Origin of the sequence: Haloplanus aerogenes (genome assembly GCF_003856835.1) — an archaeon.
In the GTDB taxonomy this organism is placed as follows: Archaea; Halobacteriota; Halobacteria; order Halobacteriales; family Haloferacaceae; genus Haloplanus; species Haloplanus aerogenes.
On sequence record NZ_CP034145.1, the window covers coordinates 1,267,824 to 1,292,627 of the forward strand.

Sequence of the window (24,804 nt, forward strand, 5' to 3'; positions counted from 1 at the left end):
TTAGTCACCTGCCGCGGGGACGTAGGTCGTCTGCTGGTCGGGGACGTCCTGCCCCTCGATGCTCGCCTCGAACCCGGTGACGATTTCGGCGGGTTCGAACGGTTCGCCGTTGTACTTCAGGAGGCTCGACAGTTTGTCGCCGAACCGGCCGAGTTCCTTCTGCGTGAGGCCGCGGAACTGCCCCGAGGAGTTCATCTCGACCACCAGCGCCTCGTCGACGCTCTCCAAGAACTCGGTCATCTCCTCGACCGGGTACGGCATCATGTCGCTGACGCCGATGCCTTTCACCGAGTGGCCGGCGTCGTTGAGGCGGTCGACCGCCTCGGCGACCGTGCCCTGCTGACTCCCGAAGGTGATGAGGCCGTACTGGGCCTCGTCGGGGCCCATGTACGTCTGGGTGGATTTGTCGTCGAGGAACTCGCGGATAGCGTCGAGTTTCGACGCCCGACGCTCCACTTGCGTGACGCGGTTCGTCGGATCTTCGTCGATGTGGCCGGCCGGGTTGTGTTCATTGCCGGTTACGAGGAAGTGCCCGCCCTTCTGGCCGGGGATTGCCCGCGGGCTGACGCCGTCTTCGGCGTCGTAGCGGTAGCGGTGGAACTTCCCGCCCGGACCGTGGGGGGCGTCTTCGAGTTCTTCCTCGGTCGTCACCGCGCCCAGATCGGGGTTGGGCTCGCGGTCGAAGTGACTCGCGGGCACGTTCATCAGTTCGCCGCCGATCTTCTGGTCGTACAGCAGGATCGCCGGGATGTTGTAGCCGTAGGCGAGCTGGAAGGCGAGGCGGGACTGTTCGTACGCCTCGGCGACCGTCCCCGGTGCCAGCACGACCCGGTTCGAGTCACCCTGACTCGTGTAGAGGACGTGTTCGAGGTCGGCCTGTTCGGGCTTGGTCGGCAGGCCCATCGAGGGACCGGCGCGCATCGCTTCGACGAGGACGACCGGCGTCTCGGACATCTCCGCGAGGCCGAGCGGTTCGGACATGAGCGCGAACCCGCCGCCGGACGAGCCCGACATCGACTTGACGCCGGCGTGGGAGGCGCCGAGCGCGAGCGCGGCCGCCGCAATCTCGTCTTCGACCTGTTCGGAGATGCCGCCCAGCTGCGGCAGCGCCTGGGACATGATGGTGAACACCTCGGTCCACGGCGTCATCGGGTAGCCGGCGATGAATCGACAGCCCTCGTCGATGGCGCCGTAGGCGATGGTGTCGCTGCCCGAGAGGAGCACCTGTTCCTCGTCGTGGCTTCCCTCCGGCACTCGGAGGTCGTGGGTGAACTCGAACTCCTCTTTCACCATGTCGTGGGTGTAGTGGAGGATTTCCTTGTTGGGTTCGAGGATGTCCTCGGGCATCGACTCGGCCATCAGTTCCTCGAAGTACGCGAGGTCGATCCCCAGCAACGCGGCCGTCGCGCCGACGCCGGCCGTGTTCCGCATCACTTCCCGTCCGTGTTCGCGGGCGATCTCTCGCAGGTTGATCGGGTAGACGTGCCAGTCGTTCTCCTCGGCCCGTTCCTCGAAGTCGGGAATGTCGTCGGCGTCCAGCAGGCCGGTGTCGTAGACGATGACACCGCCTTCGTTGAGTTCGTCGAGGTTCTCCGACAGCGGCTTCACTTCCTCGTCGCCGTAGTAGGCGCCTTCTTTCGGGTTGCGTGCGAAGGAGTCGCCAAGCGCGAGTAGACAGTTGAACCCGTCACCTCGGGAGCGTACGGGTTCCGTGTCGGCACGTACCTCGGTGTACGTATGACCGCCGCGAATCCGCGACGGATAGTGTCGATGCGTAAAGACGTGTAGGCCCGCTCGCATCAGGGCCTTGGCGAAGTTCTGGCTGGTCGACGCGATGCCGTCGCCGGAGCCACCAGCGATTCGCCACATGAGCTCGTGGTCAGTCATATTTACATCACGGCCCTCCGCGGGCCACTACCGAGACGGTTGACCACGGTTCGACTAAAGCCTTTGCTATACGTTACCAAGCAAAAATGATGTAAGACCGCCGATTTCGGCGGTCTAGCGGTTCGATACTGTGCCGGTTTGTGCCCCGTTCTGGGCGGAACGAGTCGGTCGCACACACCGCGCTCAGAACGACCGGTCGAGATAGCCGTCGACTTGGGTGACCGTCTCGGGGTCGTACGTCCAAAATCCTCGCCACCGGTTCGGCTCCTGCTGATTGGCGAGTAGTGCTGCGCCGCCGTCGTCGGGCGGCTGAAACACCACACACCACGAGCTTCGGTATTCGTCGCTGGTGCCGCGATGGACTGTCACGTCCAGTTTCTCCGGGTTGCTGTCGGGCACGCCGTAGACGTGCACGTCGATCGTCCATCCCGCGAGCCGTTCGTACACCGTCCGGGTGCCGAACTCGTCTTCGAGCCGCGAGAGCCGCTGGAACGTCGACCGCAGTCGTCCCTCGCCCGTCTCGTACGCGAGCCGCTCGATGTGTTCACCAGCAGGAACGATCGCATCACCTCGGTCAACGACGAGATGGCGCTGACCTCGCCATCCTTGCGCAACGCGACGAGATCGTCGTCCTCTCGGGGTAACGACCGTTCGACCAGATCGATCGACTGCGTGCTGAATGCGTCAGCGAGTAACTCCTGTACCGGCCTCGGCTGCGCGCGATTGATCGTGACGAGTGAGACCGCCCCGCCGCTCACGTCGTCGAAGAAATCCCGGAGACTGGATGGGCTAGCGTCGGCGGCCATCTGAAACAACTGGAGGACTGCACCGGAATATATCCCCGGGACAAGCTATCAATCCTGAGAGGGGATCTACGAGTCGACGTTCTCCGGGCTCCGCGGGTGGTAGTCGGTCTCGTACTCGCCCGGCTGGTCGTCCATCCGGTCGGGATTGATCCGCCCACCGAGGAGCATGAAGTCCACGAGCGTCAGCGCGAGCATCGACTCGACGACCGGCACGCCCCGCGGCGGGAGAACGGGATCGTGACGACCGACGACCTGAATCTCCTTTTCTTCTCCAGTTTCCCAGTCCACCGTCGTCTGCGTCTTGGGGATCGACGTGGGCGCGTGGAGCGTCACCTCGCCACGGATCGGCTGGCCGGTCGTGATCCCGCCCTGAATCCCACCGTGGTCGTTGCCGACGGGGATGGGGTCGCCTCGCGCTCGCGGCTCGTCGCCGCTCGCGTCTTCCGAGGCACCCTGTGCCTCGCTCTCGTCGAACGTCCAGTCCTCGTTGCGCTCCGATCCCGTGTAGCGGCGCGCCTCGCGTCCGAGGCCGAACTCGAACGCCGTCGCCGCCGGCACCGACATCATGGCCTGTCCGAGTCGCGCGGACACCGAATCGAAGCGGGGAGCGCCGAGGCCGCGGGGGACGCCCCGCGCCTCGAACTCGATGGCGCCGCCGATGGAGTCGCCTTCCTGCTGGTACTCGTCGATCCGGTCGCGCATCTCTTCGGCCGTTTCGGGATGCCCACACCGAACCTCGTTGTCCTCGCTGTGTTCCAGCATCTCCTCGAAGCTCACCTCGGGCGCCTCGATGTCGCCGATCTGGTTGACGTGGGCCTTGAGTTCGACCCCGTTCTCGTTCAGGATCTTCTTCGCCACCGCGCCCGCGGCGACCCAGTTCACCGTCTCCCGGGCCGAGGAGCGTCCGCCCCCACCCCAGTTGCGCGTGCCGAACTTCGCGGAGTAGGTGAAGTCACCGTGGCTGGGTCGCGGGGCGGTGACGAAGGGTTCGTACTTGCCCGAGCGGGCGTCCTTGTTCTGGATGACCATCCCCAGCGGCGTGCCCGTAGTGTAGCCGTCCTGCAGGCCGCTGTGGATGCGCACCTCGTCGGGTTCGCCGCGGCTGGTCGTGATCATCGACTGTCCCGGCTTGCGCCGGTCGAGGTCGCGCTGGATATCCGCCTCTTCCAGTTCGAGACCGGCCGGACAGCCCGAGACGACGACGCCCATCGCGTCGCCGTGGCTCTCGCCGTAGGTCGTCACCTGGAACAGACGACCGAATCGGTTACCGTTCATGCTCGTCCAGTTCGACCCCGAGGTCATAAAGCACGTCGAAGAACCCCGGGAAGGACACGTCGACGTGATCGGCACCCTCGATGGTGGTCGTTCCCTCCGCGACGAGGCCAGCGACGGCGAGCGACATGACGATCCGGTGGTCGTCGTGGCCCGCGACCGCCGCCCCCCGAAGGTCGCTCTCGCCGCCGTGGATCGTCAACACGTCTTCTTCCTCCGTGACCGCGCCGCCCAGTTTCTCCAGTTCCGTCGCCATCGCGCGCACCCGATCGGTCTCCTTGTACCGGACGTGTTCGCAGTTGACGATCCGGGTGTCGCCGTCCGCGACGGCCCCCAGTACCGCGATGGTCGGCAACAGATCGGGGGTGTCGCCCACGTCCACCTCGACGCCCGAGAGGGCGCTCCGGCGGACCGTGATCTCGCCCGCGTCGCGGTCCCACGCGATGTCTGCGCCCATCCGCTCTAGCACGTCGACGATGGCGCTGTCGCCCTGCGCGCTCGGATACGCGCCCTCGACGACGACGCCGTCGTCGTCGCCGGCGACCGCGCCCGCGGCGAGGAGATACGACATCGACGAGAAGTCGCCGGGGACGGGATAGGCCTCGTCGCGGCCGTAGGACTGGCCGCCCGGGACACGGTAGCCGTCACTCGTCTCCGCGGCGTCGACGCCGAACGCGTCGAGCACTTCCAGCGTGATGTCGACGTACGGTGCCGACTTCAGTTCGGTTTCGAGGTCGATGTCGATCCCCTCGTCGGTCACCGCACCCGCCATCAACAGGGCGGTGATGTACTGAGAGGACACGTCGCCGGGAATCGACACCGCGCCGCCGTCGACGTGGCCACCGATCACCAGCGGCGCCTGTCCGTTGCCGCGCGTGCTCTCTGCCCGTCCGTCGAGTTGCTGAATCGCATCCAGTAACGGTCCCTGTGGCCGCGACCGGAGCGAGTCGTCACCCGTCAACACCGTCAGTCCGTCCGCGAGCGCCGCGCAGGCGGTTACGATGCGCGTGGTCGTCCCGCTGTTCGCGCAGTCGATCACGTCGTCGGGGACGCCGGGTCGGCCGTCGAACCCGGCGACGTCGAGGCGGCGCTCGTCCCGGTCGACGTGTCCGCCGAAGGCCTCGACGGCCCGCATCGTCGCCCGCGTGTCCGCGCTCACGAGCGGATCGGCGACGACGGCGCCGTCGCTGTACCCCGCGGCGAGAATCGCCCGGTGGGTGTAGCTCTTCGACGGCGGCGCGCGCGCTCGCCCCCCGACCCGCGATCGGCTGATATCCACGTCCATGGGCGACCCGTCGGACGGCCGCCGTATCAGCGTACCGAACCCGGCGGCTCCGTCCCCGGCCGTCGACTCGTCGGGACTCGGTTCGCTCGTCACTCCCCACTGCCAAAAGGTTAGGTAAGTAGCACGCGTCAACACGATTTGTGGCTCCATCTGACCCCGAGACACCTCGTATCGGTCTCGTCGACGGGGGGGATCGGCTCGAAGAGCGATTCGCGCCCACGTTCCTCGACGCTGGCTACGCCGTCACGACGGTCGATTCGGCGGGCGACTGTCTCGGTCTCGTCGCCGATGGAAATCTCGACGGCATCGTGAGCGGCTACGACCTCCCGGACCTCGACGGCGTGCGCCTCCTCCGGTCGGTTCGGGTCACCCACCCTGCCCTCCCCTTCCTCCTCGTACCCGCGGCCGGTTCGGAGACCATCGCCAGCGAGGCAGTCGACGCGGGGGTGAGCGGCTACGTCTCTGCCGACGCCGACGCGCTGACGGTCCTCGAGCGACTCGAAAACGCCTTCGACCGACAGGGGACGTGGAGCGACGCGGAACACCAGCGGCGGTACCGCCACCTCATCCAGATATCGCCCGTCGCGGTCAACCTGTTCGACGAGACCGGCGAGTCGATCTGGTGTAACGACGCCACCCTCGACTTGCTGGGACTGGACGGGCGCGGCGACTTAATCGGCCGACAGATATTCGAATTCATCCACCCCGACGACCACGACACCGCACGACGGGAGATGGAGTCGGTCATCGGACGGAAGGTGTCCGTCGGCCCGACCCAGCTACGGCTTCGGCGAGCGGACGGCACGGTTCGCTTCGTACAGGTAGCGACCGCAATCGGCAGTTTCCTCGGGGCGGATATCGGACAGGCCATCATCGTCGACGTCACGCCGCTCCGCGAGGCGCAAGAAGAACTCCGGAACGAACGCCGGTTCGTCGACGGGGCGCTCGATGCGCTTCAGGACGTGTTCTACGTCGTCGACGCTGACGGTGACCTCCTGCGGTGGAACGAGGCGCTGACCGAGGTCACCGGCTACGACGACGACGAACTGGCGTCGATGAACGTCTCGACGCTCGTCTCCGAGGCCGACGCGCCGCGACTGCTGGTGTCCATCGAGACCGCTATCGAGGAGGGAGCCGACGTGACCGAGGCGACGCTCGTCACCGAGCGCTGCCTCCGACTCCCGTACGAGTTTCGCGCTCGGCGATTGACCGAGGCGGAAGACGACGGCGAACCCCGCGTCGCCGGCATCGGCCGTGACGTCACCGAGCGAAAGGAGCGCAAGCGGCAGCTACAGGCGCTCGAACAGTGGCTCAGACACAACATCCGAAACGACGTGAACGTCATTCAGGGCACCGCCGAGGACGCGCTGGCGGGGAAGATCGACGACGTCGACGAGGGCTTGCGTCGCATCGAGCGCTACGCGGAGCACCTCCTCGAACAGGCCAACCGCGAGCGACGAATCGTCGAAATCCTCACGACGCCGCCCGACCCCGTGTCGGTCGACCTCGAGACGGTGGTCCGACGGCTCCTCGGCGACCTCCGCGAGCGGCACCCGAACGCCGACATCGACCTCGAGCGGGTGGACTCGGTCGTCGTCGTCGCCATCCCCGACATCTCGGCCGCCGTCGAGGAACTCGTCGATAACGCCGTCGCGTACGCCGACAGCGAGACGCCGACGGTCCGAATCGCCGTCGTCGCCGACGACGCTCGGGGACTCGTCCGCGTGTCGGACGACGGCCCCGGTATCCCGGCGCTCGAGCGGAACACGTTGCGGATCGACCACGAAATCGACTCGCTCCACCACGGCTCCGGACTGGGACTGCTGTTCGTCTACTGGGTGGCGCGTCTCTCCGGCGGGGACATCACCATCGACGACGACGACGACGGTAGCACCGTCACCCTCTCGTTCCCGATGGCTCACGAGAGGTGATCGTTTTTCGGCGTCGACCCTCAGCTACTAAAGGATCAGGTCGAGTAGGGAATCTATGTTCGACAAGTCGACGTGGATCAAACTCCCGCGGAACGTAGTCGTGGGCCACGACGTTCTCTCGGACCTCGGCGCCGTCGTCGACGACCTCTCCGTGGCCGGGCGGCCGCTGGTCGTCACGAGTCCGACGCCGAACCGACTCGTCGGCGACCGGGTCCGCGCACAGCTCGGGAGCAACCCTGCGACAGTCACCGTCGAGAAAGCCGGCTTCGACGCCGTCGAGCGCGTCGTCGAGGCTGCGAAGGCCGAGGAGGCGACGTATCTGGTCGGTCTCGGCGGCGGCAAACCCATCGACACGGCGAAGATGGCGGCCGACCGCCTCGGCTTCGGCTTCGTCTCCATCCCCACCGCCGCCAGCCACGACGGCATCGTCAGCGGCCGGTCGTCGATCCCCGAGGGCGACACCCGGCACAGCGTGGCGGCCGATCCGCCGCTCGCCGTCGTCGCCGACACCGAAGTCGTCGCGGCCGCGCCGTGGGAACTCACCACCGCTGGCTGTGCCGACATCGTCTCCAACTACACCGCCGTCGAGGACTGGAAACTCGCCTACCGGCTCCAGAACGTCGAATACTCCGAGTACGCGGGCGCGCTCTCCCGCATGACTGCCGAGATGCTGGTCGAGAACGCCGACTCGATCAAGCAGGGGCTAGAGGAGTCGGCGTGGGTGGTCGTGAAGGCGCTCGTCTCCTCCGGCGTCGCCATGTCCATCGCGGGCTCCTCGCGCCCCGCCAGCGGCGCCGAACACCTCTTCTCCCACCGCCTCGACCGCATCGCCCCGGACCGCGCGCTCCACGGCCACCAGGTCGGCGTCGGCGCCATCCTCGTCGCCTACCTCCACGAGGGCGAGAAGGGCATGTGGCGGAACATCCGCGACGCGCTGGCGGTGATCGGCGCGCCGACGACCGCCGCTGACCTCGGCTTCGACGACGAGACGGTAATCGAGGCGCTGACGACCGCCCACCGCATCCGCGACCGGTACACCATCCTCGGCAACGGTATCAGCGAGGCGGCCGCGCGCGAGGCGGCGACGAAGACGGGCGTGATCTAGCGCCGGCCCCGTCGTCCCGCTCCGAAACGGAAGACGCATGGCGGTGCGGTCCAACCCTCCGCTATGGCAACGGCCAGCGCCAGCGGCCCGGTCAAGGACCATCCCGCCGCCGTCACGTTCGTCCTCTCCGTCGTCGGGTACACCCTCGTCGTCGGCACCTTCCTCGGCGTCGTTCCGGGATCGATCTTCCCCGACCTCTCGCTCCAGCAGGTGAACCGCCTCTCGGACGCCATCGCCGTCGTCAACACGCTCGCGACGCTCTCGCTCGTCGCCGGCTGGCGGTGGATTCGCCGCGACGAGGTGAAAAAGCACGCCGCCGCCATGGTGACCGCGTTCGGCCTCATCCTCGTCTTCCTCGTCCTCTACCTGACCAAAATCGGCGGCGGCGGCACCAAGGAGTTCGTCGGCCCGCAACTCGTCTACTACGCCTATCTCGCGATGCTCGCCATCCACATTATCCTCTCTATCGTCTCCGTCCCCGTCGTCCTCTACGCCATCGTCCTCGGCGCGACGCACACGCCCGCGGAGCTCCGTGACACCGCCCACGCCCGCGTCGGGCGCATCGCCGCCGGTTCGTGGATCCTCTCGCTTTCGCTCGGCGTCGTCACTTACCTCCTTCTCAATCACGTCTACAGCTGGGAGTTCGTGGAGGCGGCCGTCGTCGTCGCGGCGCCGGGGCTCCGTAGCTAGTCCCACTCCCCGCGGACGACGAGCGTCGGCACGTCGGTTCGGCGGACGACTCGTTCGGTCACGCTCCCGACCAGATAGCGATCCATCCCCCGGCGGCCGTGAGTCCCCATCACGATCAGATCGATTCCTTCCTCGTCGGCGTAGTCGACGATGATGTCCTCGGCTAACCCCTCGACGACCGCGGTCGTCACGTCGACGCCGCGGTCGTCGCCGCGTTCCGCGACGGCCGCCGTCGCCGTCTTTCCCTCCTGTCTGAGTGTGTCACGGAGGGTGTCGAGAGTCAGCCCCGGCGCCTCGTGCGCGATACCGTCGACGTCGACGATGTACAGCGCGTGGACCGTCGCGTCGAAACGCTCGGCGATCGTCAGCGCGTGGTTCGTCGCCGTCGACGCCGGATCGCTCCCGTCGGTCGGGACCAGAATACGGTCGTACATGGGCGACCGTTCGATCGATTGCGCTACAAATCCGACGGCCGTTCCCGGGATCCGAGAACGCCGGTCCACCGACCGACGGAAGGACTTTTTGTCCCCCCGTCGCGTGGTCGTGCGTGTGCGTGTCGCGTTCGTGTCGCTGACGACGGCCCACGACGGCGACGACTGGTACGCCCGCCGGATGCGAGCGGTCGCCGAGCGACTGGTGGCCCGTGGTCACGACGTGACCATCTGCTGTACGCAGTGGTGGGACGGCGACCACCCCGCCTTCGATTTCGAGGGCGTCACGTACCGCCGCGTGACGGCAGAGCCAGCACCCCAGGCGTTCGTCGCCAAACTCCCGTTCGTCCTCAACAGCGTCCGTCCCGACATCGTCCACGTCGCCACCAACCCGCACCTCGCGGTGCCTGCCGCCCGCGTCACCGGCCGCCTTCGGCGCATCCCCGTCGTCGCCGAGTGGTGGGCCCAGCCCGACGACGAGACGACGACGTCGTGGCACCGCCGCTGGGCCGCCCGGTCGCCGGGTCGCGTGCTCGTCCCCTCCCGTACCGTCGGGACGGCGGTCCGGGAGTGTGGCGCCGACGCCGACGATGTCGAGGTCGTTCCCGACAGCGTCGACATGGCGGCCATCCGAAGCGCGTCCGTCGACCAACGCGCCGACGTGGTGTACGCCCGGCCGCTCGACGACCACGCCAACGTCGAGGAGTTCCTCCTCGCGCTGGCGGAACTCCGGCAACTGGAGTGGCGGGCGGCGGTCATCGGCGACGGCCCGGCCCGCCCCGACGCCGAGCGCACCGCCCGTGACCTCCGCATCGCGGACCGCGTCGAGTTCCTCGGGGCCCTCGATCCCGCCGACCAGGTGCCGATCCTCAAGGGTGCCCACGTCTTCGCCCAGACAGCCACGTGGGAGCCGTTCGCGACGAACCTGTTGCGGGCGCTCGCGTGTGGCTGTGTGGGCGTCGTCGAGTATCAGGCCGACTCGGCGGCGCACGAACTCGTCGAGGAGGAACCTCGCGGCGCCTTGGTGACCTCTCCCCGCGAACTCGCGGACGAAATCGTCGACGCCGCGGAGATGGAACGGTGGACGGTCAACGAGGCGTACGCACCCTACGACCACGACGCGGTGCTCGACCGCTACGTCGACTGCTACGAGCGCGCCATCGACGACTACGGCTTTTTCTAACGCTTTCGGAACGCTTTTCCCCCCGATACGTCCACGATTTCCCATGAGCGACGACGTTGCGGCCGAGCTCCGCGAGCAGTTCAGGACGGCGTTCGAGGGCGCCGACTTCCCGGTTACCGACCAGATGGATCTCGTCCCGGCGCTGCCGAACGGTCCCGGAACCCGCTTCGAGGCTGGCGACGTGTCTTTCTCCGCCATGGAACTCGCCGCGACCCTCGACGGTCATCAGGAGTTCCCCTACGAGTCCGTCGACGAACTCGTCGACGACGTGATGGTGGCGCTGGAAGCCGAAGGGCTCATTTAGGGCCGTCGGGGGGAACACGTTTTGGTCACCCCCGACCAACGGCCCGTATGTTCGACATCGAGCGGTATCTCAATGTACGGAGCGCCCACGGCGTCTCCGTCGGCCCGGACGGCGACCACCTCTCATTTCTCATGGACACCACCGGCGTCCCGCAGGTGTGGACGCTCGATTCCCCCGGCGGGTGGCCCGAACAGCGCACCTTCTTCGACGACCGCGTCACCTTCGCCTCGTGGTCGCCCGAACGCCTCGAACTGATCGTCGGCCGTGACCGCGGCGGCGACGAGAAAGAGACGCTCTACCTGCTCAGCGTCTCGGACGGCTCGATCACCGACCTGACCGAACATCCCGACGCGAAACACTGGTTCGGCGGGTGGAGCCCCGACGGCGAGCGCTTCGCCTTCGCCTCCAACCGCCGCGATCAGTCCGTCTTCGACGTGTACGTGCAGGACCGTGACGCCACCGGCTCGGACGCCGAACGCGTCTACGAGGGTGACGGCTGGTTCTCCGTCGCCGGGTGGAGCCCCGACGGCGACCGACTCCTCCTCACCGAATCCCACTCCAGTTTCGACCAGGACGTGTACGTCCTCGACGTGGAGACGGGATCACGCCGCCACCTCACGCCCCACGAGGGGACGGTCCGCCACCTCAGCGCCAACTGGGGGCCGGCGGGCGAGAACGTCTACCTCGTCACCGACCGCGACACCGATACGCTCCGTCTCTCGCGGATCGACCTCGCGACCGACGAGCTGTCGCCGGTCGAGGCGGCTGGCGACGACACGCTCGCCGACGACGAGTGGAACGTCGACGGCGTCGCCGTCGATCAGGACTCCCGCCGTCTCGTCTACTCCCGGAACGCCGATGGTTACACCGAACTCGGCGTGGGCGAACTCGTCGCGCCCGGCCGTCTCGACCACTTCCCGACGCCCGACCTGCCCGACGCCGTCGCCGGCGGCGTGAGTTTCGGCCCGGACGGCGACCGCTTCGCGCTCACCGTCACCCGGAGCGACGACACCGCCAACGTCTACGTCGTCGACGTGACGAGCGGCGAGGCGACGCGCTGGACCCGCGCCTCCACCGCCGGCATCCCCCGCGACTCCTTCGTCGCCCCGGAGCTCGTCCGCTACCCCTCCTTCGACGGGCTAGAGATTCCGGCCTTCTTCTCCTTGCCCGAGACGGACACCGGGCACGGCGAGACGCCGGTCGTCGTCGACGTCCACGGCGGTCCCGAGTCGCAACGGCGGCCCTCCTTCGGCCGCGTGAAACAGTACCTCCTCTCGCGGGGCTACGCCGTCTTCGAACCCAACGTCCGCGGATCGACGGGGTACGGCAAGGCCTACACCCACCTCGACGACGTGGAAAAGCGGATGGACTCGGTCGCGGACCTGAAGGCCGGCGTCGATTGGCTCCACGACCATCCCGCCGTCGACCCCGACCGCATCGCCGTCATGGGTGCCTCCTACGGCGGGTTCATGACCCTCGCCGCGCTGACCGCTTACCCGGATATCTGGGCGGCCGGCGTCGATATCGTCGGCATCGCCAACTTCGTCACCTTCCTCGAGAACACGGGTGACTGGCGGCGCGAACTCCGCGAGGCCGAGTACGGGTCGCTCGCCGAGGATCGCGAGATGCTGGAGTCGATCAGTCCCATCAACCACGTCGAGGACATCGCCGCGCCCCTGTTCGTCCTCCACGGCGAGAACGACCCCCGGGTGCCCGTGAGCGAGGCCCACCGCATCGTCGAGGGCGCCCGCGAGGCGGGCGTCCCCGTCCGCGAACTCGTCTTCGAGGACGAGGGCCACGGCTTCACGAAACTCGAAAACCGCATCGAGGCGTACTCCGCTATCGTGGAGTTCCTCGACACGCACCTCGCAGAATAAGGGGTCGCGGCCGGGTCATACGGATTATTGTAACTGTTCACCGGTAATGACTTACAATAAACCGTATCAGGTCGCCCGCTGGTCGTCGGGGTTCTCGGCCCGGTTCCGCACCGTGTTCTCCTCGCCTTCACGGCGGCGTGGGTCGGCCATCTCGGCCACGGCCTTGGTGGACATGTCGTCGCCGCCCTCGTCGTCCTCCTCGGCTTCCGATTCTTCTTCTTCGGCTTCCGCTTCGTCTTCCTCGGCCGCGTGATCCGCCGGGTTCTCGGCGCGGTTCCGCACTGTGTTCTCCTCGCCTTCACGGCGGCGCGGGTCGGCCATCTCGGCCACGGACTTGGTGGACATGTCGTCGCCGCCCTCGTCTTCTTCCTCGGCTTCGGCTTCGTCTTCCTCGGCTTCGGCTTCCTCGGCGGCCGCGTGATCCGGCGGATTCTCCGCCCGGTTCCGCACTGTGTTCTCCTCGCCTTCACGGCGGCGTGGGTCGGCCATGGCGGCCACGTCTTTGGTGGGAACGTCGTCGCCGCCTTCCTCTTCTTCCTCGGCCTCCGCTTCTTCGGCCTCCGGTTCAGCCGTCTCTTCCGCGACCGTCTCCTCGGCCGCCTCGGCCGCCTCGGCCGCCTCGTCCGGCGTCGACGCCCGGGACGTGTCGCTCGACTGCGACCCGCCGCCACCGAACAGCGACAGGATCTTGTCGATCAGACCCATGCGGACTCACCTCCGTTCTCGTGGCCGCCGTCCGCGGCGGGTGCTGGCGTCGATGTGACTGTCGTCTCGGCCCACTCCGTCTGGTCGGCGTGTACCGCGAGAATACCGCGGGTCAGTGCGAGAACGGTGAGGACGATGCTCGTTACGGCGGCGGCGACCACCTCGGCCCCCTTGCCGACTGTCGGTATCAATCGGTGCATGTCTATCGTTAACATTACGGTCTGTTATAAAAGTAGGTCACGGTCGTGACCGAAGATTGTCACGATGGCGGCGCTTCGCCGGCCTGACGAGTGATTTCCGGTCGCTCCGCGTCGACGCGTGGCTCCGTTAGAGTCAAACGGACGCACGGTGAACGGTAACGCATGAGTACGGGGCAGGAACAGCGAACCATCCGGTGTCTCGTCGCCAAAGTCGGCCTCGACGGTCACGACCGCGGCGCGCACGTCATCGCTCGGGCCTTCCGCGACGCCGGGTTCGAAGTGATCTACTCCGGCCTACACCGCGCACCCGAGGAGATCGTGCAGGCCGCGGTACAGGAGGACGTGGACGTCCTCGGCATCTCCATCCTCTCGGGGGCACACAACACGCTCGTCCCGAAGGTGATCGAGGGGCTGAAGGAGTACGGCGCGTTCGAGGACACCCTCGTCCTCGTGGGCGGCATCGTCCCCGACGAGGACCGGGACGACCTGAAGGATGCGGGCGTGGCCGAGGTGTTCGGCCCCGGGACGCCGATGCAGGAGACGATCGATTTCGTCCGCGAGAACGTCCAGCGATGAGCGAGGCGCGTGTCGACGACCTCGTGGCCGGCGTCCTCGACGGCGAACACCGGGCGCTCGCCCGCGCCATCACGAAAATCGAGAACCGCGAGCCCGGTTACCGCGACCTGGTGTCCGCGCTCCACGCCCACACCGGCGACGCGGAGGTGATCGGTGTCACCGGCAGCCCCGGCGCCGGCAAGTCCACGCTGGTCGACAAACTCGCCAAACGGTACCGCGATCGGGGGCTCACCGTCGGCGTCGTCGCCGTCGACCCCTCGTCGCCGTACTCCGGCGGCGCGGTCCTCGGCGACCGCATCCGCATGGCCTCGAACGTCGGCGACATGGACGTGTTCTTCCGGTCGATGAGCGCCCGCGGCCAGTTAGGGGGACTGTCGACCGCTACCGCGGACGCCATCACCGCCCTCGACGCCTTCGGCAAGGACCGCATTATCGTCGAGACGGTCGGCGCCGGCCAGAACGAGGTGGACGTGGTCCGCACCGCCGACACCGTCGTCGTCCTCGTCCAGCCCGGAAGTGGCGACGACGTGCAGATGCTCAAAGCGGGCATCTTGGAGATTGGCGACGTGTTCGTCGTCAACAAGGCCGACATGGACGGCGCCGCGACCACCGTCTCCGACCTCCGGGAGATGCTCCACATGCGCGACGGATCGCCGGCGAGCGCTGGCGCTGCCGGCCATCACGGCATGGGGTCGATGGCGGACGGCGACGACGACGTGGCCGAAGACAGTGCCGACGACTGGGATCCTGTCGTCGTCGAAACCGTCGCCACCGAGAACACCGGCGTCGAGGACCTGATCGACGCCCTCGACGACCACTACGCCCACCTGCGGGAGACGGGCGAACTCGACCGGCGGGAGCGCGCCCGCTACGCCGAGGGGATCCGCCAACTCCTCCGCTCGGACACCGCGGACCTGCTCGAAGACGAGATTGCCCGTCACGGCGGGATGGACGCGCTCGTCGACGCGGTGCAGGCGCGGGAGGCGGACCCCTACACCGTCGCGGATCGGATTCTGGACCCGCTTGCCGACTGCGTCGACCGCCGCCGAGAATAAGGCGACGGCGTCCGACGAGTACGTATGAAACTCAGACGCCTCGGCCTCGCCGCCGCGGGCCTCGCCGGCGGGGTCGTCGCCGGCGACAGACTCCTTCGTGACGCTGCTGGCGAACTCGAACCCGCCCTCGACGCGACCGAACGGACGTATCGCTGGCGCGGGATGGACGTCGCGTACGCCGAACTGGGTGACGCCGCCGACCCGACGCTCGTCTGCTTCCACGGCATCAACGCCGCCGGCTCGTCCGGTGAGTTCCGCGAAGTCGTCGACGCCCTCGCCGAGACACACCACGTCGTCGTTCCAGACTACCCGGGATTCGGACGCTCGGATCGCCCGCCGCTTCGCTACTCCGCGGCGCTCTACGAGGACTTCGTCGCCGACTTCCTCGCGGAGTACGAATCCCCCGCCGTCGTCGCCTCGTCGCTCTCGGCCGCCTACGTCGCCCGCGCGGCCGACGACCGCCGGGTGACGCTCGACTCCCTCCTGACTATCTGCCCCACGACCGTCGCTGGCCCCGCCCCGCCGAAGACGTGGCTCCGCGAACTCCTCCGCGCCCCCGTCGTCGGCACGGCCCTGTTCGACGCCCTCGTCTCCAAGCCGTCGATCCGCTACTTCAACGCCGACCACGCCTACGCCAACCCGGCCGCCGTCTCCGACGACTGGACCGACTACCAGTGGCGGACCACCCACCAGCCGAACGCTCGCTTCGCCGTCGCCTCCTTCGTCGCCGGGCACTGCAACTCGGACATCGACCTCGGCGCCGCGCTCCGTACCTGCGACGCCCCCGTCACTCTCGTCTGGGGACGCGACGCGACCCTCCCGCCGCTCTCCCGTGGACGGGATCTGGCCGACGAGGCGGACGCGCGGCTCGTCGTCTTCGATCACGCCAAACTCCTGCCGCACGTCGAGCATCCGGACGCGTTCGTCGACGCGGTGCGCGAGGCTACCTAGCCCGCAGGATGAGGAGGCCCTCGCCGGTCGTCCGGTTGGTGCCGACCCGCGCCTCGACGGGCATCCCGACCGTCACGTTCTCGGGGTCGGTGCCGCGGACGACGCCCGTCAGGCGAACGTCGCCGAAGTCGACGATTGCGGTCGCGTACGGCTCCTCGTCCTCGAAGTCGGGACCGCCGACGTAGCAGATGGTGAACGTCTCGACGGTGCCCGTCGACGGTAGGCTCGCCCGTTCGAGTTCCGACGACCCGCAGTGGGGACACACCCGACGCGGCGGGAGCGCGCCGTGGCCCTCGTCGCACTCGAGGTAGTAACCCTCGCCGTCGTCGATGGCGTCCAGCCACTCGTCGTAGCCGGCGTCGGTCATCGGTCCACCTCCAAGACGTGGACGACCGCAGAGGCCACGGTCCCGCCGGCGTTGTGCGTGACGCCGAGCGTCGCGTCCTCGACGTGTTCGCTGTTCGGGTGGTCGCCGCGGAGCAGGCGCGTCATCTCCGCGATCTGACTGCCGCCAGTGGCGCCGACGGGGTGGCCCTTCGCCTTCAGGCCGCCCGAGAGATTGACCGGCAGTTTGCCGGTCGCCGTCGTCTCGCCGCGGCGCGCGGCGCCGATACCCTCACCGGAGTCGTAGAAGCCCAGCCCTTCGAGCGCCAGCACTTCCGCGATAGTGAAGCAGTCGTGAACCTCGACGAGGTCGACGTCGCCGGCTGTACAGCCGGCGTCGTCGTACGCCTCGGCTGCCGCGCGCTCGGTTGCCGGCGTGACCGCGAGGTTCTCGCGGTCGTGGAGCGCGAGGTTGTCGCCGCCCTGTCCCGACCCGGTGATCGACACCGGCGCGTCGAGGTCGTGTTCCTCGGCGTACTCGTCGCTGACGAGGACGATCGCGCTCGCGCCGTCCGTGACTGGGCAGGCGTCGAGCAGGCCGATGGGGTCGGAGACCATCGGCGCGTCGAGCACCTCGCCGACGGTGATGGCGCGGTGGAACTGCGCGTACTCGTTGGGGAGGGCGTTGTCGTGATTTTTCACCGCAATGTGTGCGAGATCCTCCCGTTCCCCGCCGAACTGTTCGAAGTACGCCCGCGCCATCAGGGCGTACGCGCCGGGGAAGGTCATCCCGGCGCGAATCTCGTAGAGTTCGTCGGCCGCCGTGGCGAGGGCCTCGGTCACGTCGGCGGTCGAGAGATTGGTCATCCGCTCACAGCCGCCGGCGAGAACGACGTCGGCCTCGCCGGAGCGGACGGTCCGGACCGCTTCCCGGATCGCGACACCGGCGGACGCACACGCTTCCTCGTAGCGCGTCGCCGGACACTGGAGGCCGGCCATCTCGGCCATGAGGGGCGCCTGGTGGCCCTGCCGCTCCGCCAGCGACCCCATGAAGTTTCCGTAGTTGATCGACTCGATATCTTCGGGAGGGACGGCCGACTCCTTGCGGGCGGCGAGGGCGGCTTCACCGAACAGATCGCGCCCGGTCCGTTCCGGATGTCGCCCGAACTGCGTCAAACCGACGCCGGCGACACGTACGCCTGTCATGGGTTCACATAGGCGGACGAGCGGATAAAGACCTGCCGGATTCGGAAGCTCTCGGGCCCGGTATCGGCCGTTTGACGTTCGACAGTTGTGCGTCGGGTGATCGACGTTCGACGTTCGAACTGCCCCGGCCCCGCCGACCGAAACGATTAGCCGCGGGGACGCACACGCAGGGGCATGGAGTGGATCGGCGAGACGTTCACCAGCGACGTGGGGTGGACGCATCTGGAGCGCTTGGTCGACATCGGGAACCGAATGACGGGGAGTCCGGGCGAACGCGAGGCGTTGACGGCGACACGCGATGCCCTCGACGCCGTCGGCGCCCGAAACGCCCACGTCGACGACTTCGAGATTCAGGGCTGGATCAGGGGGACGAGCCGGATCGACACGCCCGACGGCGAGGCCGACTGCATCGCCCTCCCGCGCAGTCCCGCGGCGACCGTCTCGGGACCGCTCGTCGACTGCGGCGACGGTCTCCCCGAGGATTTCGAAGACGCCGACCTCGACGGCGCTATCGCCCTCGTCTCCTCGACCGTTCCCGACCACTACGACCGCTTCATCCACCGTCGTGAGAAGTACTACCGTGCCGTCGAGGCCGGCGCGACGGGCTTCGTCTTCCGGAACCACACGCCGGGCTGTCTCGCCCCCACCGGGAGCGTCGGCACCGACGACGCTCCGGTCGGCCCCATCCCCGCCGTCGGCGTCAGTCGGGAGGTCGGCCTGCGTCTCGCCCGCCGGCACGACGGGGAGCGCGTCTCCCTCTCGGTCGACTGCGAGACGCCCACGGCCGAGAGCGGCGTCGTCCGCGCCGACATCGGCCCGGAGACCGACCGCGCCGTCTACCTGACCAGCCACGTCGACGCCCACGACATCGCGGAGGGGGCCGTCGACAACGGGGCCGGGACCGCGACCGTCCTCGAAGTCACGCGCGCCCTCCTCGCGCGCGAGACGCCCCTCGACCGTCGGGTTCGGATCGTCTGCTTCGGCGCCGAGGAGGTCGGCCTCCGTGGCTCGAAACGCGAGGCCGACCTGGTCGACCCCGACGCGGTGCAGGCGGTCGTCAACTGCGACGGCGTCTGCCGCGGCCGGACGCTCCAGTACTACACCCACGGGTTCGACGAACTCGGCGCGGCGGTCGACCGCGTGGCCGACCGATTCGGTCACCCCGTCTCCCTCCGCCCGACCCAGCATCCCCACAGCGACCACTGGCCCTTCGTCGCCCGCGGCGTGCCCGCCATCCTCGTATCGAGCGACGACGGCGACCGGGGACGGGGCTGGGGACACACCCGCGCGGACACGCTCGACAAACTGGAGCGTCGCACGCTCCGCGAGGCGGCCATCCTCCTGACGGGATTGGTGGCGGACCTCGCCGCCGCCGACCGCATCCCCCGCCGCGACCCCGCCGACGTCGCGGCCGACCTCGAACGCGAGGATCTGGCCGCGGGGATGCGCGCCACCGGCGACTGGCCGTTCTGATCGCGGACGTTCTGACCGAGGAGATTTTTAACGCCGTAGGTCGACGTGTGTCGCATGACACGGACCGGAGGCGGGCGACGGTGAACGTCGCCGTCCGCGGCGGCGACGATGCGGTGGCGTCGGCAGTGGGCGTCGGCGGCGCCACGGTCGTCGCCGAGGACGACGATCCGGATCTGGTCGTCGCCGTCGGTGACGAGGCCATCCAGTCGGCCGTCACGACCCCACCGAACGTCCCCTTGCTCCCGGTGACCGCCGAGGGCGGACGCCACCTCGTCGCCCGCGACTCGCTCGACGCCGCCATCGCCGCCGTCGCTGCCGGTGACCGCCGCGTCGACACCCACCCGATCCTCGGCCTCCGCGACGGCGACGCCGTCGTTCGTGCGCTCCGCGACGTGACGCTCGTCACCGACGCGCCCGCGAGTATCTCCGAGTACGCCGTCACCGTCGGGGAGGAACGACTGGGATCGGTTCGGGCCGACGGCGTCGTCGTCGCGACACCGCTGGGCAGCGACGGCTACGCCGCGGCGGCGGGTGGCCCCGTCGTCGAGGCCGGCGCTGGCGTCGCCGTCGTCCCTATCGCCCCGTTCTCGACGACGGCGTCGCGGCGGGTGGTCGATCCCGACGCCCCGCTCACCGTCTCCGTCGAACGCGACGGGGCCGTCGCCGTCGTCGTCGACGGCGTCCGTCGGGACGTTGTCGACCGGGGGGCCGACCTGCAGGTCGAGCGCGTCGATTCGCTCGACGTCGTGACGCCGACCCGAACGGAAAACTTCTAATGAGTCTGCGCGTGAGTTCAGGGTATGCAACCGCTACAGTTCGCCGTCCCGGTCGGCGCCCTCGACGCGCTCGAACCGTACATCGCCCACGTGGTGCTGGCGCTGGTGCTGGTGAATATGTTCACGCGGATTCGCGCGCACTCGGTCCACCAGCAGCAGGTCGATGACGGGGCCGACGAACTGAGTCGGTATCTCCCGCACTCGATCACGACGGTCCTGCTGGTGCTCGCCTCGTTCGTCTTCCTGATCGTCGAACCCCACGGCGGCATGGTGATGTCGGTCCTCGCCATCGGCCTGTTCCTGACCGACTTCTTCGAGTTCGAATCCCGGCAGGTCGAAGCCCGGAACGACATGACGTTCGAACGGCCGAAAGGCGCCGTCGCGGCGTCGCTGCTCGCCTTGCTGTACGCCGGCTACCAGAGCCTGTTCGTCTTCATCCAGCCGGTCTGGAACGCCATCGTGTAGGCCGGTCGGCGTCGCTGGTTTCTGCTCTCTTTCCACACACGGACCGATACCTATCGAACGCAGTCTCGCGGAAAAAGATCGTCAGCGTCGCTTACGCACTCCGGTTTTCCATCGCCTTGCGGGCCTGTCGAACGGCCGGCAGGACGATCCAGAACGCCAGTGGGCCGAGGAGGGCGAACCAGAAGAGCACGTCCATCAGCATGATGCCGAGCAGGTTGAACATGTCGGCGCTCGCCGGACTGGGAGAGGCCGGACTCACGAGCTGGCGCGTGCTCTCGAATCCCGGCGTCCGGTACCACCCAGCGAGCGTGAGCCAGCCGAGCCCCGCACCCGTGAAGATGCCGAGCCCTTTGATGAATTCGTCAGCCATTATCCGAAGATTCGTCGGCGTCCTCTTGAGGGTTTCCCATTCCGCGAGCGCGGAATCGCGTCCCGAGCACGTAGACGCCGGCGCCGAAGGCGATGGACGCGAGGCCGAGGACCGCGAGGATGGCGCTCAGGACGGTCGCGGGCGGCGAGACCCCGACCATCTGGAGCGCGCCGATCACGAGGCGACGCAGGAGGCTGAGTCTGATCGTCGCCGCGTCGAGCAAGACGAACCCGAAGACGACGGCGACGACGGCGATGAGCGTCGAGAAGACGGTGACGGTCTTGTACAGGCGCATCGGGACGACCACGTCGCGGCCGCCCTCGTCGGCACGGACGCTCCCCTGCGTATCGGTGCGGTCGTCGGAAGAAGACATTTGACGTTACGTCACTTCGGCGGTCGGAGCCGGTAGTACCGCCGGTTGAGGTCGTACATGTACCCCTCGCGCATCGTCTTCAGCACCGCGTAGGTGACCGTCGTCGCCACGATGGGCAGGAGGAAGGTCAGGTCGAAGAGCAGGTGGACGTCCATCGGCATCAGGTTCTTGACCGCCAGCAGGCTGATGGTGAGCGCGAAGACGACGCCGCCGACGCCGACGGCCGACCAGAACGGCTGCTCGACCGGCCGCCGGGCCGATCCCTTGTTCAGGAAGGGAACGATGGCGATGAAGCCGACGACGACGACGTTCGCCAGCACACCGTAGGTGCGGTCGGCGGTGAGCTTCTGCCCGCCGAGGATGGCGAGGTCGGGGTTCAGCGGGCCGAGCTTCAGCAGGCCGAACGACCAGTAGAGATACCAGTCGGGCAGGATGATCGCCGGCGTCGAACTCGGATTGGCCGGCGCGCCGATGTGCGGCGGCATCGTCGCCGAGAGGAAGAAGATCATCCCGGTGAAGAAGGACGCGATGGCGAGGTTACGGACCGTCTCGTGGGGCCACGTCGGGAACGCGAGCACGTCCCGTTCGACGTAGTCCGACTCGGTTCGCAGGTCCTGGTCCTCGCGACGGGCGCGCTCGAAGTACTCGTACGTGAGCCGCGAGAGCCCCGTCGTCCGTTCCTTGCGCTCGCGCCACGTTGGCGTCTCGTCGTCCGGGGCGACGATGCCCGGGCTGCCGCCGTCGGTGCGCGTTTCGTCCGTGGTGGATTCGTTCTCGCTCATGGTTTAGTGGGGTTCCGCGATGCCCTGAACCCAGACGATGCCGATGTGGATGGCGATCAGCGTCGTCACGACGAACGGGAGCAGGAACACGTGGATGATGTACATCCGCTGGAGCGTCGCCTGACTCAGGGTGAAGCCGCCGAACAGGAGCTGGGCGATCCACTCGCCGGCCAACGGGATGGACAGCGACATCTCGACGCCGATCTGTCCCGCCCAGAAGGCGAGCTGGTCCCACGGGAGCAGGTAGCCCGTGTACCCGAACACCATCGTCAGGCTGATGAGCACGATGCCGAGCAGCCAGTTGAGTTCGCGTGGCTCCTTGTACGCTCCCGTGAAGTACACGCGGAGCATGTGGAGGAACACGGCCGCGACCATCACCTGTGCCGACCACCGGTGGATGGATCGCAGCATGAACCCGAACTGGAGGTCCGTCATGATGAACGTGATCGAGTTGTACGCCGTACTCGGATCGCCGGTCTGTGCCGGGGCGTAGTAGAACCCGAGAAGGGCACCACTGACCGCGGCGACGATGTACGCCAGCGTCGAGAACGATCCGAGCGCGTACAGCGGGTACCAGTACCAGAACTTGTTGTCGAGGTCGTACTGCTCGGTGTGGCTCTTCGGCATCTGGAGGTTGACCTTGTAGTACAGGTTCTCCAGCAACTCCAGGTAGTCGACGATCCGGAGCCGCTTGTCCATCCAGATGAGGGCCGTCAGGAAGGTGGACTCGACGGGTGTCAGATCCTTCCGCTTCATCCACCCCTCGTGGTCCATGTCGTCTTTCTTTTCTAGGCTCATTGCTTATCGCTTGTAGTACGGGTAGACCGCGCGTTTGACTGTGTCCCACGCCCCGTCACCGAGAGTCTCGCCGTCCACGTCCTCCTCGCGGATGTAGAGGTCCTCCCACTTCCGACGCCGTTTCTTGACGATGACGACGTCGGGGAGGAACTCCTTGCGGTACAGCGCGAGGATGAACGCGAGGTCGACGAAGATCACGGCCAGGATCGCTCCGAGGAACATGTTGCCCGTCTCGCTGAGGCCCCACCCGCTCACGAGGCCGTAGGCGAACATGAACACGAAGACGACTTCGATGACCGTCAGGAGGACGATCGTGATGGCCGCTGCCGTGCTCTCTCGGGCCGGTTCGTATCGGTGAATGTCGCCGTAGGTGCTTCCACTCGATGACATTTACTCTCCTCTCCCAGTTCCGGTGTGTGGTGACTCGCCGTATTTCAGCACGTAGAAGCTGAATATCAGCGAGACGATGATGCCGAGGATCGTCGCGGCACCGACCCAGTGGGCCTGAATCGGCACGCCGAGCGTGTGGAGGTCGACTTCGCCGCCACCACCGCCTTCGCCACCACCGCCACCGCCGCCGCCGCCGGAGTCGGGCATCGCGCCGACGACGACGACGCCTTTCATGCCGAGCGCGCGGTGGGGCTGGCAGAAGTACTTGATCACACCTTCGGACTCGAAGGTCTGTTCGAACGTGAAGCCGGCTTCGGCGGTGAGTTCGCTCTCGAACTCGCCACCTTCCTCGGCGACGACGTTGTGTTGACCGCCTTCGCCGTTCCACTCCCAGATGATGGTCGTCCCGGGATCGACCTGGACGGCCGGCGGGCCGAACGCGAAGTTCCCGCCGTTGCCCTGGGCACCGACCGTGATCGTCACTTCACTCTGTCCGGTCGCGTCGGCCACTTCGCTGTAGTTGCCAACGTCGCTCATCCACCCGTCGAACGACGCCTGCGCGGCGGCCGGCGTCGCCGTGGCGGCAGCCGTTCCGACGGCGGCGGACCCACCGGCCACTCTCAGGAAGTCCCGCCTCTTCATACGGTCGAATCTCAGGAAGGAACGCGCTTAAACCCACCGACTCCCCGTCGACTGCCTCACGCGCGGTCGTCGCTCGAATCGGCCGTTTCCGACGCATCCGCGGCCGACTCGTCCAGCGGCGGGAGGAAGTCCGGTCGCTCGCCGTCCTCGATGCCCACGGCTCGCAACCGGTCGCGGAACTCCTCGGCCCGGAACCGGTCCGAGAGCCGAGCGTTGGCGACGACGGCGAAGAGGAAGATGCCGATGCCGACGAACACGAGCGCCGTCAGGGGCGCCACGAGGTCGACGTACCCCCCCGGCGTCGGAATGGCGTCGGTGAATAGCCAGACGCCGAGCAGTCCGAGGCCGACCAGAATCTGCGCGGCCGCGATGAGTTGCAGGAGGTTGTTCCCCAGTTGACCCGTTCCCTCGGGTACGTCGTCGGGCGACGGCAGCGACACCTCGTCGGGAGCGTCGGGCACCTCGTAGGAGTCCATCGAACACAGCGCGACGGTGGGTTTCACGTCGCGCAGGACGGTTCCCTGTCCCTCGACGCTTCCGTCGGGGGCGACGATGGCGTATCCCTCGTCGGAGTAGGCGACTAGCCGCTCCTCGCCGTCCTCTTCGAACCGTTCGAGGACGGCGAACACCTCGCGGCGCTGGATGCGGCTCTTGAGATCCTGTTCGACCCGGTCCAGCAGTTCGGCGCCGACGATCCACGTGTCCGGATCGAACGCCGCCTCCCACTCCTCGACGCTCATCTGGGCCATGTCGCTCGGGCCGAAGTCGTCGAAGTCGTACTTCTCCTCGACGTCACGACGGAGGGCGTCGATATCGGCGTCGGCGTCGGCCGATGATCGGTTGCCCGAGGAGCCCCGCTCCTCGTCGTCCGCCTCGGCCTCGTCCGCGGCCGTGTCCGTCGCGTCGGCTGTCCCGTCGGTCGACGACGGTGACGAATCAGCCATCGA

At 67.7% G+C, this 24,804-nt stretch carries 28 protein-coding genes; 12 read left to right on the forward strand and 16 right to left on the reverse strand.

Translation table 11 applies throughout. The features are described 5' to 3' along the window. The 4 genes from DU502_RS06395 to aroA all read right to left on the reverse strand — a co-directional run bounded on the left by DU502_RS06395 (position 1) and on the right by aroA (position 5,250). Positions 1-1,887 (reverse strand): 2-oxoacid:acceptor oxidoreductase subunit alpha, encoded by a 1,887-nt coding sequence (locus DU502_RS06395; RefSeq protein ID WP_124897037.1) that lies wholly within the window; start codon positions 1,885-1,887, stop codon positions 1-3. Between the two features lie 183 nt (positions 1,888-2,070). Next, positions 2,071-2,568, reverse strand: a complete 498-nt coding sequence (locus tag DU502_RS06400; RefSeq protein ID WP_341776199.1) for a DICT sensory domain-containing protein — start codon at positions 2,566-2,568, stop codon at positions 2,071-2,073. A gap of 191 nt (positions 2,569-2,759) precedes the next feature. After that, positions 2,760-3,968 carry a chorismate synthase gene (gene aroC / locus DU502_RS06405; protein ID WP_121920815.1) on the reverse strand — a complete coding sequence of 403 codons (1,209 nt, stop codon included), beginning with the start codon at positions 3,966-3,968 and terminating at the stop codon, positions 2,760-2,762. Continuing rightward, the gene (aroA, locus tag DU502_RS06410; RefSeq protein ID WP_121921015.1) at positions 3,958-5,250 is read right to left on the reverse strand and encodes a 3-phosphoshikimate 1-carboxyvinyltransferase; all 1,293 of its coding nucleotides are present in this window, start codon (positions 5,248-5,250) and stop codon (positions 3,958-3,960) included. Before aroA ends, aroC begins: the two co-directional genes overlap by 11 nt. Positions 5,251-5,390: 140 nt before the next feature. On the opposite strand from aroA, the gene DU502_RS06415 reads away from it, so the two are divergent. The 3 genes from DU502_RS06415 (at position 5,391) to DU502_RS06425 (ending at position 8,976) form a co-directional block, all read left to right on the forward strand. Further along, positions 5,391-7,181, forward strand: coding sequence for a hybrid sensor histidine kinase/response regulator (locus tag DU502_RS06415; protein WP_121920814.1), 1,791 nt, complete (start codon positions 5,391-5,393; stop codon positions 7,179-7,181). A gap of 55 nt (positions 7,182-7,236) precedes the next feature. After that, entirely contained in the window at positions 7,237-8,286 is a 1,050-nt protein-coding gene (locus tag DU502_RS06420; protein WP_121920813.1) for an NAD(P)-dependent glycerol-1-phosphate dehydrogenase, read from the forward strand. Positions 8,287-8,349: 63 nt separating this feature from the next. Continuing rightward, a complete protein-coding gene (locus DU502_RS06425) occupies positions 8,350-8,976 on the forward strand; it encodes a DUF420 domain-containing protein (RefSeq protein ID WP_121920812.1) in 627 nt (208 codons plus the stop codon). On the opposite strand, the gene DU502_RS06430 is transcribed toward DU502_RS06425, so the two are convergent. Beyond that, positions 8,973-9,410, reverse strand: a complete 438-nt coding sequence (locus tag DU502_RS06430) for a universal stress protein (protein ID WP_121920811.1) — start codon at positions 9,408-9,410, stop codon at positions 8,973-8,975. The genes DU502_RS06425 and DU502_RS06430 overlap by 4 nt on opposite strands. Positions 9,411-9,525: 115 nt before the next feature. Here DU502_RS06430 and DU502_RS06435 point away from each other — a divergent pair, with 115 nt between their 5' ends. The 3 genes from DU502_RS06435 to DU502_RS06445 are packed head-to-tail and all read left to right on the forward strand — an operon-like array spanning position 9,526 to position 12,771. Further along, positions 9,526-10,590 carry a glycosyltransferase family 4 protein gene (locus DU502_RS06435; RefSeq protein WP_121920810.1) on the forward strand — a complete coding sequence of 355 codons (1,065 nt, stop codon included), beginning with the start codon at positions 9,526-9,528 and terminating at the stop codon, positions 10,588-10,590. Positions 10,591-10,633: 43 nt separating this feature from the next. Continuing rightward, positions 10,634-10,894: an MTH865 family protein gene (locus tag DU502_RS06440; RefSeq protein ID WP_121920809.1), complete on the forward strand. Its 261-nt coding sequence runs from the start codon at positions 10,634-10,636 to the stop codon at positions 10,892-10,894. Positions 10,895-10,941: 47 nt separating this feature from the next. Next, positions 10,942-12,771, forward strand: coding sequence for a S9 family peptidase (locus DU502_RS06445; RefSeq protein ID WP_121920808.1), 1,830 nt, complete (start codon positions 10,942-10,944; stop codon positions 12,769-12,771). Between the two features lie 66 nt (positions 12,772-12,837). Here the strand turns inward: DU502_RS06445 and DU502_RS06450 are convergent, their stop codons facing one another. Beyond that, the gene (locus tag DU502_RS06450) at positions 12,838-13,476 is read right to left on the reverse strand and encodes a hypothetical protein (protein WP_124897038.1); all 639 of its coding nucleotides are present in this window, start codon (positions 13,474-13,476) and stop codon (positions 12,838-12,840) included. Continuing rightward, the gene (locus DU502_RS06455; RefSeq protein ID WP_124897039.1) at positions 13,467-13,676 is read right to left on the reverse strand and encodes a hypothetical protein; all 210 of its coding nucleotides are present in this window, start codon (positions 13,674-13,676) and stop codon (positions 13,467-13,469) included. The genes DU502_RS06450 and DU502_RS06455 overlap by 10 nt, the downstream gene beginning before the upstream one ends. Before the next feature lie 162 nt (positions 13,677-13,838). On the opposite strand from DU502_RS06455, the gene DU502_RS06460 reads away from it, so the two are divergent. From DU502_RS06460 to DU502_RS06470, 3 genes are read left to right on the forward strand one after another with little or no spacing between them, the layout of a single operon-like run. Continuing rightward, positions 13,839-14,252: a cobalamin B12-binding domain-containing protein gene (locus DU502_RS06460; RefSeq protein WP_121920805.1), complete on the forward strand. Its 414-nt coding sequence runs from the start codon at positions 13,839-13,841 to the stop codon at positions 14,250-14,252. After that, a complete protein-coding gene (gene meaB, locus DU502_RS06465; protein ID WP_121920804.1) occupies positions 14,249-15,307 on the forward strand; it encodes a methylmalonyl Co-A mutase-associated GTPase MeaB in 1,059 nt (352 codons plus the stop codon). The genes DU502_RS06460 and meaB overlap by 4 nt, the downstream gene beginning before the upstream one ends. 24 nt (positions 15,308-15,331) lie before the next feature. Then, positions 15,332-16,258: an alpha/beta fold hydrolase gene (locus DU502_RS06470; protein WP_121920803.1), complete on the forward strand. Its 927-nt coding sequence runs from the start codon at positions 15,332-15,334 to the stop codon at positions 16,256-16,258. Here the strand turns inward: DU502_RS06470 and DU502_RS06475 are convergent. Then, positions 16,251-16,625 (reverse strand): Zn-ribbon domain-containing OB-fold protein, encoded by a 375-nt coding sequence (locus DU502_RS06475; RefSeq protein ID WP_121920802.1) that lies wholly within the window; start codon positions 16,623-16,625, stop codon positions 16,251-16,253. The two genes, DU502_RS06470 and DU502_RS06475, sit on opposite strands and share 8 nt — an antisense overlap. Then, the gene (locus tag DU502_RS06480) at positions 16,622-17,788 is read right to left on the reverse strand and encodes a thiolase domain-containing protein (RefSeq protein WP_121920801.1); all 1,167 of its coding nucleotides are present in this window, start codon (positions 17,786-17,788) and stop codon (positions 16,622-16,624) included. The genes DU502_RS06475 and DU502_RS06480 overlap by 4 nt, the downstream gene beginning before the upstream one ends. Positions 17,789-17,962: 174 nt before the next feature. On the opposite strand from DU502_RS06480, the gene DU502_RS06485 reads away from it, so the two are divergent. The 3 genes from DU502_RS06485 to DU502_RS06495 are packed head-to-tail and all read left to right on the forward strand — an operon-like array spanning position 17,963 to position 20,502. Then, entirely contained in the window at positions 17,963-19,261 is a 1,299-nt protein-coding gene (locus tag DU502_RS06485) for a M28 family peptidase (protein ID WP_121920800.1), read from the forward strand. Positions 19,262-19,308: 47 nt separating this feature from the next. After that, the gene (locus tag DU502_RS06490) at positions 19,309-20,037 is read left to right on the forward strand and encodes an NAD(+)/NADH kinase (protein WP_241966812.1); all 729 of its coding nucleotides are present in this window, start codon (positions 19,309-19,311) and stop codon (positions 20,035-20,037) included. Between the two features lie 24 nt (positions 20,038-20,061). Then, positions 20,062-20,502, forward strand: coding sequence for a DUF7313 family protein (locus DU502_RS06495; protein WP_121920799.1), 441 nt, complete (start codon positions 20,062-20,064; stop codon positions 20,500-20,502). A 91-nt stretch (positions 20,503-20,593) separates the two neighbouring features. Here DU502_RS06495 and DU502_RS06500 read toward each other — a convergent pair whose 3' ends face one another. The 7 genes from DU502_RS06500 to DU502_RS06530 are packed head-to-tail and all read right to left on the reverse strand — an operon-like array spanning position 20,594 to position 24,801. Further along, a complete protein-coding gene (locus DU502_RS06500) occupies positions 20,594-20,872 on the reverse strand; it encodes a DUF7314 family protein (protein ID WP_121920798.1) in 279 nt (92 codons plus the stop codon). Then, entirely contained in the window at positions 20,865-21,245 is a 381-nt protein-coding gene (locus tag DU502_RS06505) for a DUF7315 family membrane protein (protein WP_121920797.1), read from the reverse strand. The genes DU502_RS06500 and DU502_RS06505 overlap by 8 nt, the downstream gene beginning before the upstream one ends. Before the next feature lie 11 nt (positions 21,246-21,256). Beyond that, the gene (locus DU502_RS06510) at positions 21,257-22,027 is read right to left on the reverse strand and encodes a cytochrome b family protein (protein ID WP_121920796.1); all 771 of its coding nucleotides are present in this window, start codon (positions 22,025-22,027) and stop codon (positions 21,257-21,259) included. A gap of 3 nt (positions 22,028-22,030) precedes the next feature. Continuing rightward, entirely contained in the window at positions 22,031-22,825 is a 795-nt protein-coding gene (locus DU502_RS06515) for a cytochrome b (RefSeq protein ID WP_121920795.1), read from the reverse strand. Between the two features lie 3 nt (positions 22,826-22,828). After that, positions 22,829-23,215 carry a DUF7318 family protein gene (locus DU502_RS06520; protein WP_121920794.1) on the reverse strand — a complete coding sequence of 129 codons (387 nt, stop codon included), beginning with the start codon at positions 23,213-23,215 and terminating at the stop codon, positions 22,829-22,831. After that, complete coding sequence (locus DU502_RS06525; RefSeq protein ID WP_121920793.1) at positions 23,216-23,857, reverse strand: halocyanin domain-containing protein; 642 nt, start codon at positions 23,855-23,857, stop codon at positions 23,216-23,218. It abuts the gene before it with no gap. Between the two features lie 56 nt (positions 23,858-23,913). Next, complete coding sequence (locus DU502_RS06530; RefSeq protein WP_121920792.1) at positions 23,914-24,801, reverse strand: DUF7319 domain-containing protein; 888 nt, start codon at positions 24,799-24,801, stop codon at positions 23,914-23,916. Positions 24,802-24,804 lie beyond the last annotated feature (3 nt).

Excerpts from the sequence above, each read along its gene's own strand:
- meaB (WP_121920804.1), top strand. The coding sequence starts at position 14,249 with ATGAGCGAGGCGCGTGTCGACGACCTCGTGGCCGGCGTCCTCGACGGC.
- DU502_RS06495 (WP_121920799.1), top strand. The coding sequence starts at position 20,062 with ATGCAACCGCTACAGTTCGCCGTCCCGGTCGGCGCCCTCGACGCGCTC.
- DU502_RS06475 (WP_121920802.1), bottom strand. The coding sequence starts at position 16,625 with ATGACCGACGCCGGCTACGACGAGTGGCTGGACGCCATCGACGACGGC.
- DU502_RS06425 (WP_121920812.1), top strand. The coding sequence starts at position 8,350 with ATGGCAACGGCCAGCGCCAGCGGCCCGGTCAAGGACCATCCCGCCGCC.
- DU502_RS06470 (WP_121920803.1), top strand. The coding sequence starts at position 15,332 with ATGAAACTCAGACGCCTCGGCCTCGCCGCCGCGGGCCTCGCCGGCGGG.
- DU502_RS06480 (WP_121920801.1), bottom strand. The coding sequence starts at position 17,788 with ATGACAGGCGTACGTGTCGCCGGCGTCGGTTTGACGCAGTTCGGGCGA.
- DU502_RS06440 (WP_121920809.1), top strand. The coding sequence starts at position 10,634 with ATGAGCGACGACGTTGCGGCCGAGCTCCGCGAGCAGTTCAGGACGGCG.
- DU502_RS06515 (WP_121920795.1), bottom strand. The coding sequence starts at position 22,825 with ATGAGCCTAGAAAAGAAAGACGACATGGACCACGAGGGGTGGATGAAG.
- DU502_RS06505 (WP_121920797.1), bottom strand. The coding sequence starts at position 21,245 with ATGTCTTCTTCCGACGACCGCACCGATACGCAGGGGAGCGTCCGTGCC.
- aroC (WP_121920815.1), bottom strand. The coding sequence starts at position 3,968 with ATGAACGGTAACCGATTCGGTCGTCTGTTCCAGGTGACGACCTACGGC.
- DU502_RS06395 (WP_124897037.1), bottom strand. The coding sequence starts at position 1,887 with ATGACTGACCACGAGCTCATGTGGCGAATCGCTGGTGGCTCCGGCGAC.
- DU502_RS06450 (WP_124897038.1), bottom strand. The coding sequence starts at position 13,476 with ATGGGTCTGATCGACAAGATCCTGTCGCTGTTCGGTGGCGGCGGGTCG.
- DU502_RS06525 (WP_121920793.1), bottom strand. The coding sequence starts at position 23,857 with ATGAAGAGGCGGGACTTCCTGAGAGTGGCCGGTGGGTCCGCCGCCGTC.
- DU502_RS06455 (WP_124897039.1), bottom strand. The coding sequence starts at position 13,676 with ATGCACCGATTGATACCGACAGTCGGCAAGGGGGCCGAGGTGGTCGCC.
- DU502_RS06510 (WP_121920796.1), bottom strand. The coding sequence starts at position 22,027 with ATGAGCGAGAACGAATCCACCACGGACGAAACGCGCACCGACGGCGGC.
- DU502_RS06430 (WP_121920811.1), bottom strand. The coding sequence starts at position 9,410 with ATGTACGACCGTATTCTGGTCCCGACCGACGGGAGCGATCCGGCGTCG.
- DU502_RS06420 (WP_121920813.1), top strand. The coding sequence starts at position 7,237 with ATGTTCGACAAGTCGACGTGGATCAAACTCCCGCGGAACGTAGTCGTG.
- DU502_RS06445 (WP_121920808.1), top strand. The coding sequence starts at position 10,942 with ATGTTCGACATCGAGCGGTATCTCAATGTACGGAGCGCCCACGGCGTC.
- DU502_RS06460 (WP_121920805.1), top strand. The coding sequence starts at position 13,839 with ATGAGTACGGGGCAGGAACAGCGAACCATCCGGTGTCTCGTCGCCAAA.
- DU502_RS06530 (WP_121920792.1), bottom strand. The coding sequence starts at position 24,801 with ATGGCTGATTCGTCACCGTCGTCGACCGACGGGACAGCCGACGCGACG.
- DU502_RS06520 (WP_121920794.1), bottom strand. The coding sequence starts at position 23,215 with ATGTCATCGAGTGGAAGCACCTACGGCGACATTCACCGATACGAACCG.
- aroA (WP_121921015.1), bottom strand. The coding sequence starts at position 5,250 with ATGGACGTGGATATCAGCCGATCGCGGGTCGGGGGGCGAGCGCGCGCG.
- DU502_RS06500 (WP_121920798.1), bottom strand. The coding sequence starts at position 20,872 with ATGGCTGACGAATTCATCAAAGGGCTCGGCATCTTCACGGGTGCGGGG.
- DU502_RS06485 (WP_121920800.1), top strand. The coding sequence starts at position 17,963 with ATGGAGTGGATCGGCGAGACGTTCACCAGCGACGTGGGGTGGACGCAT.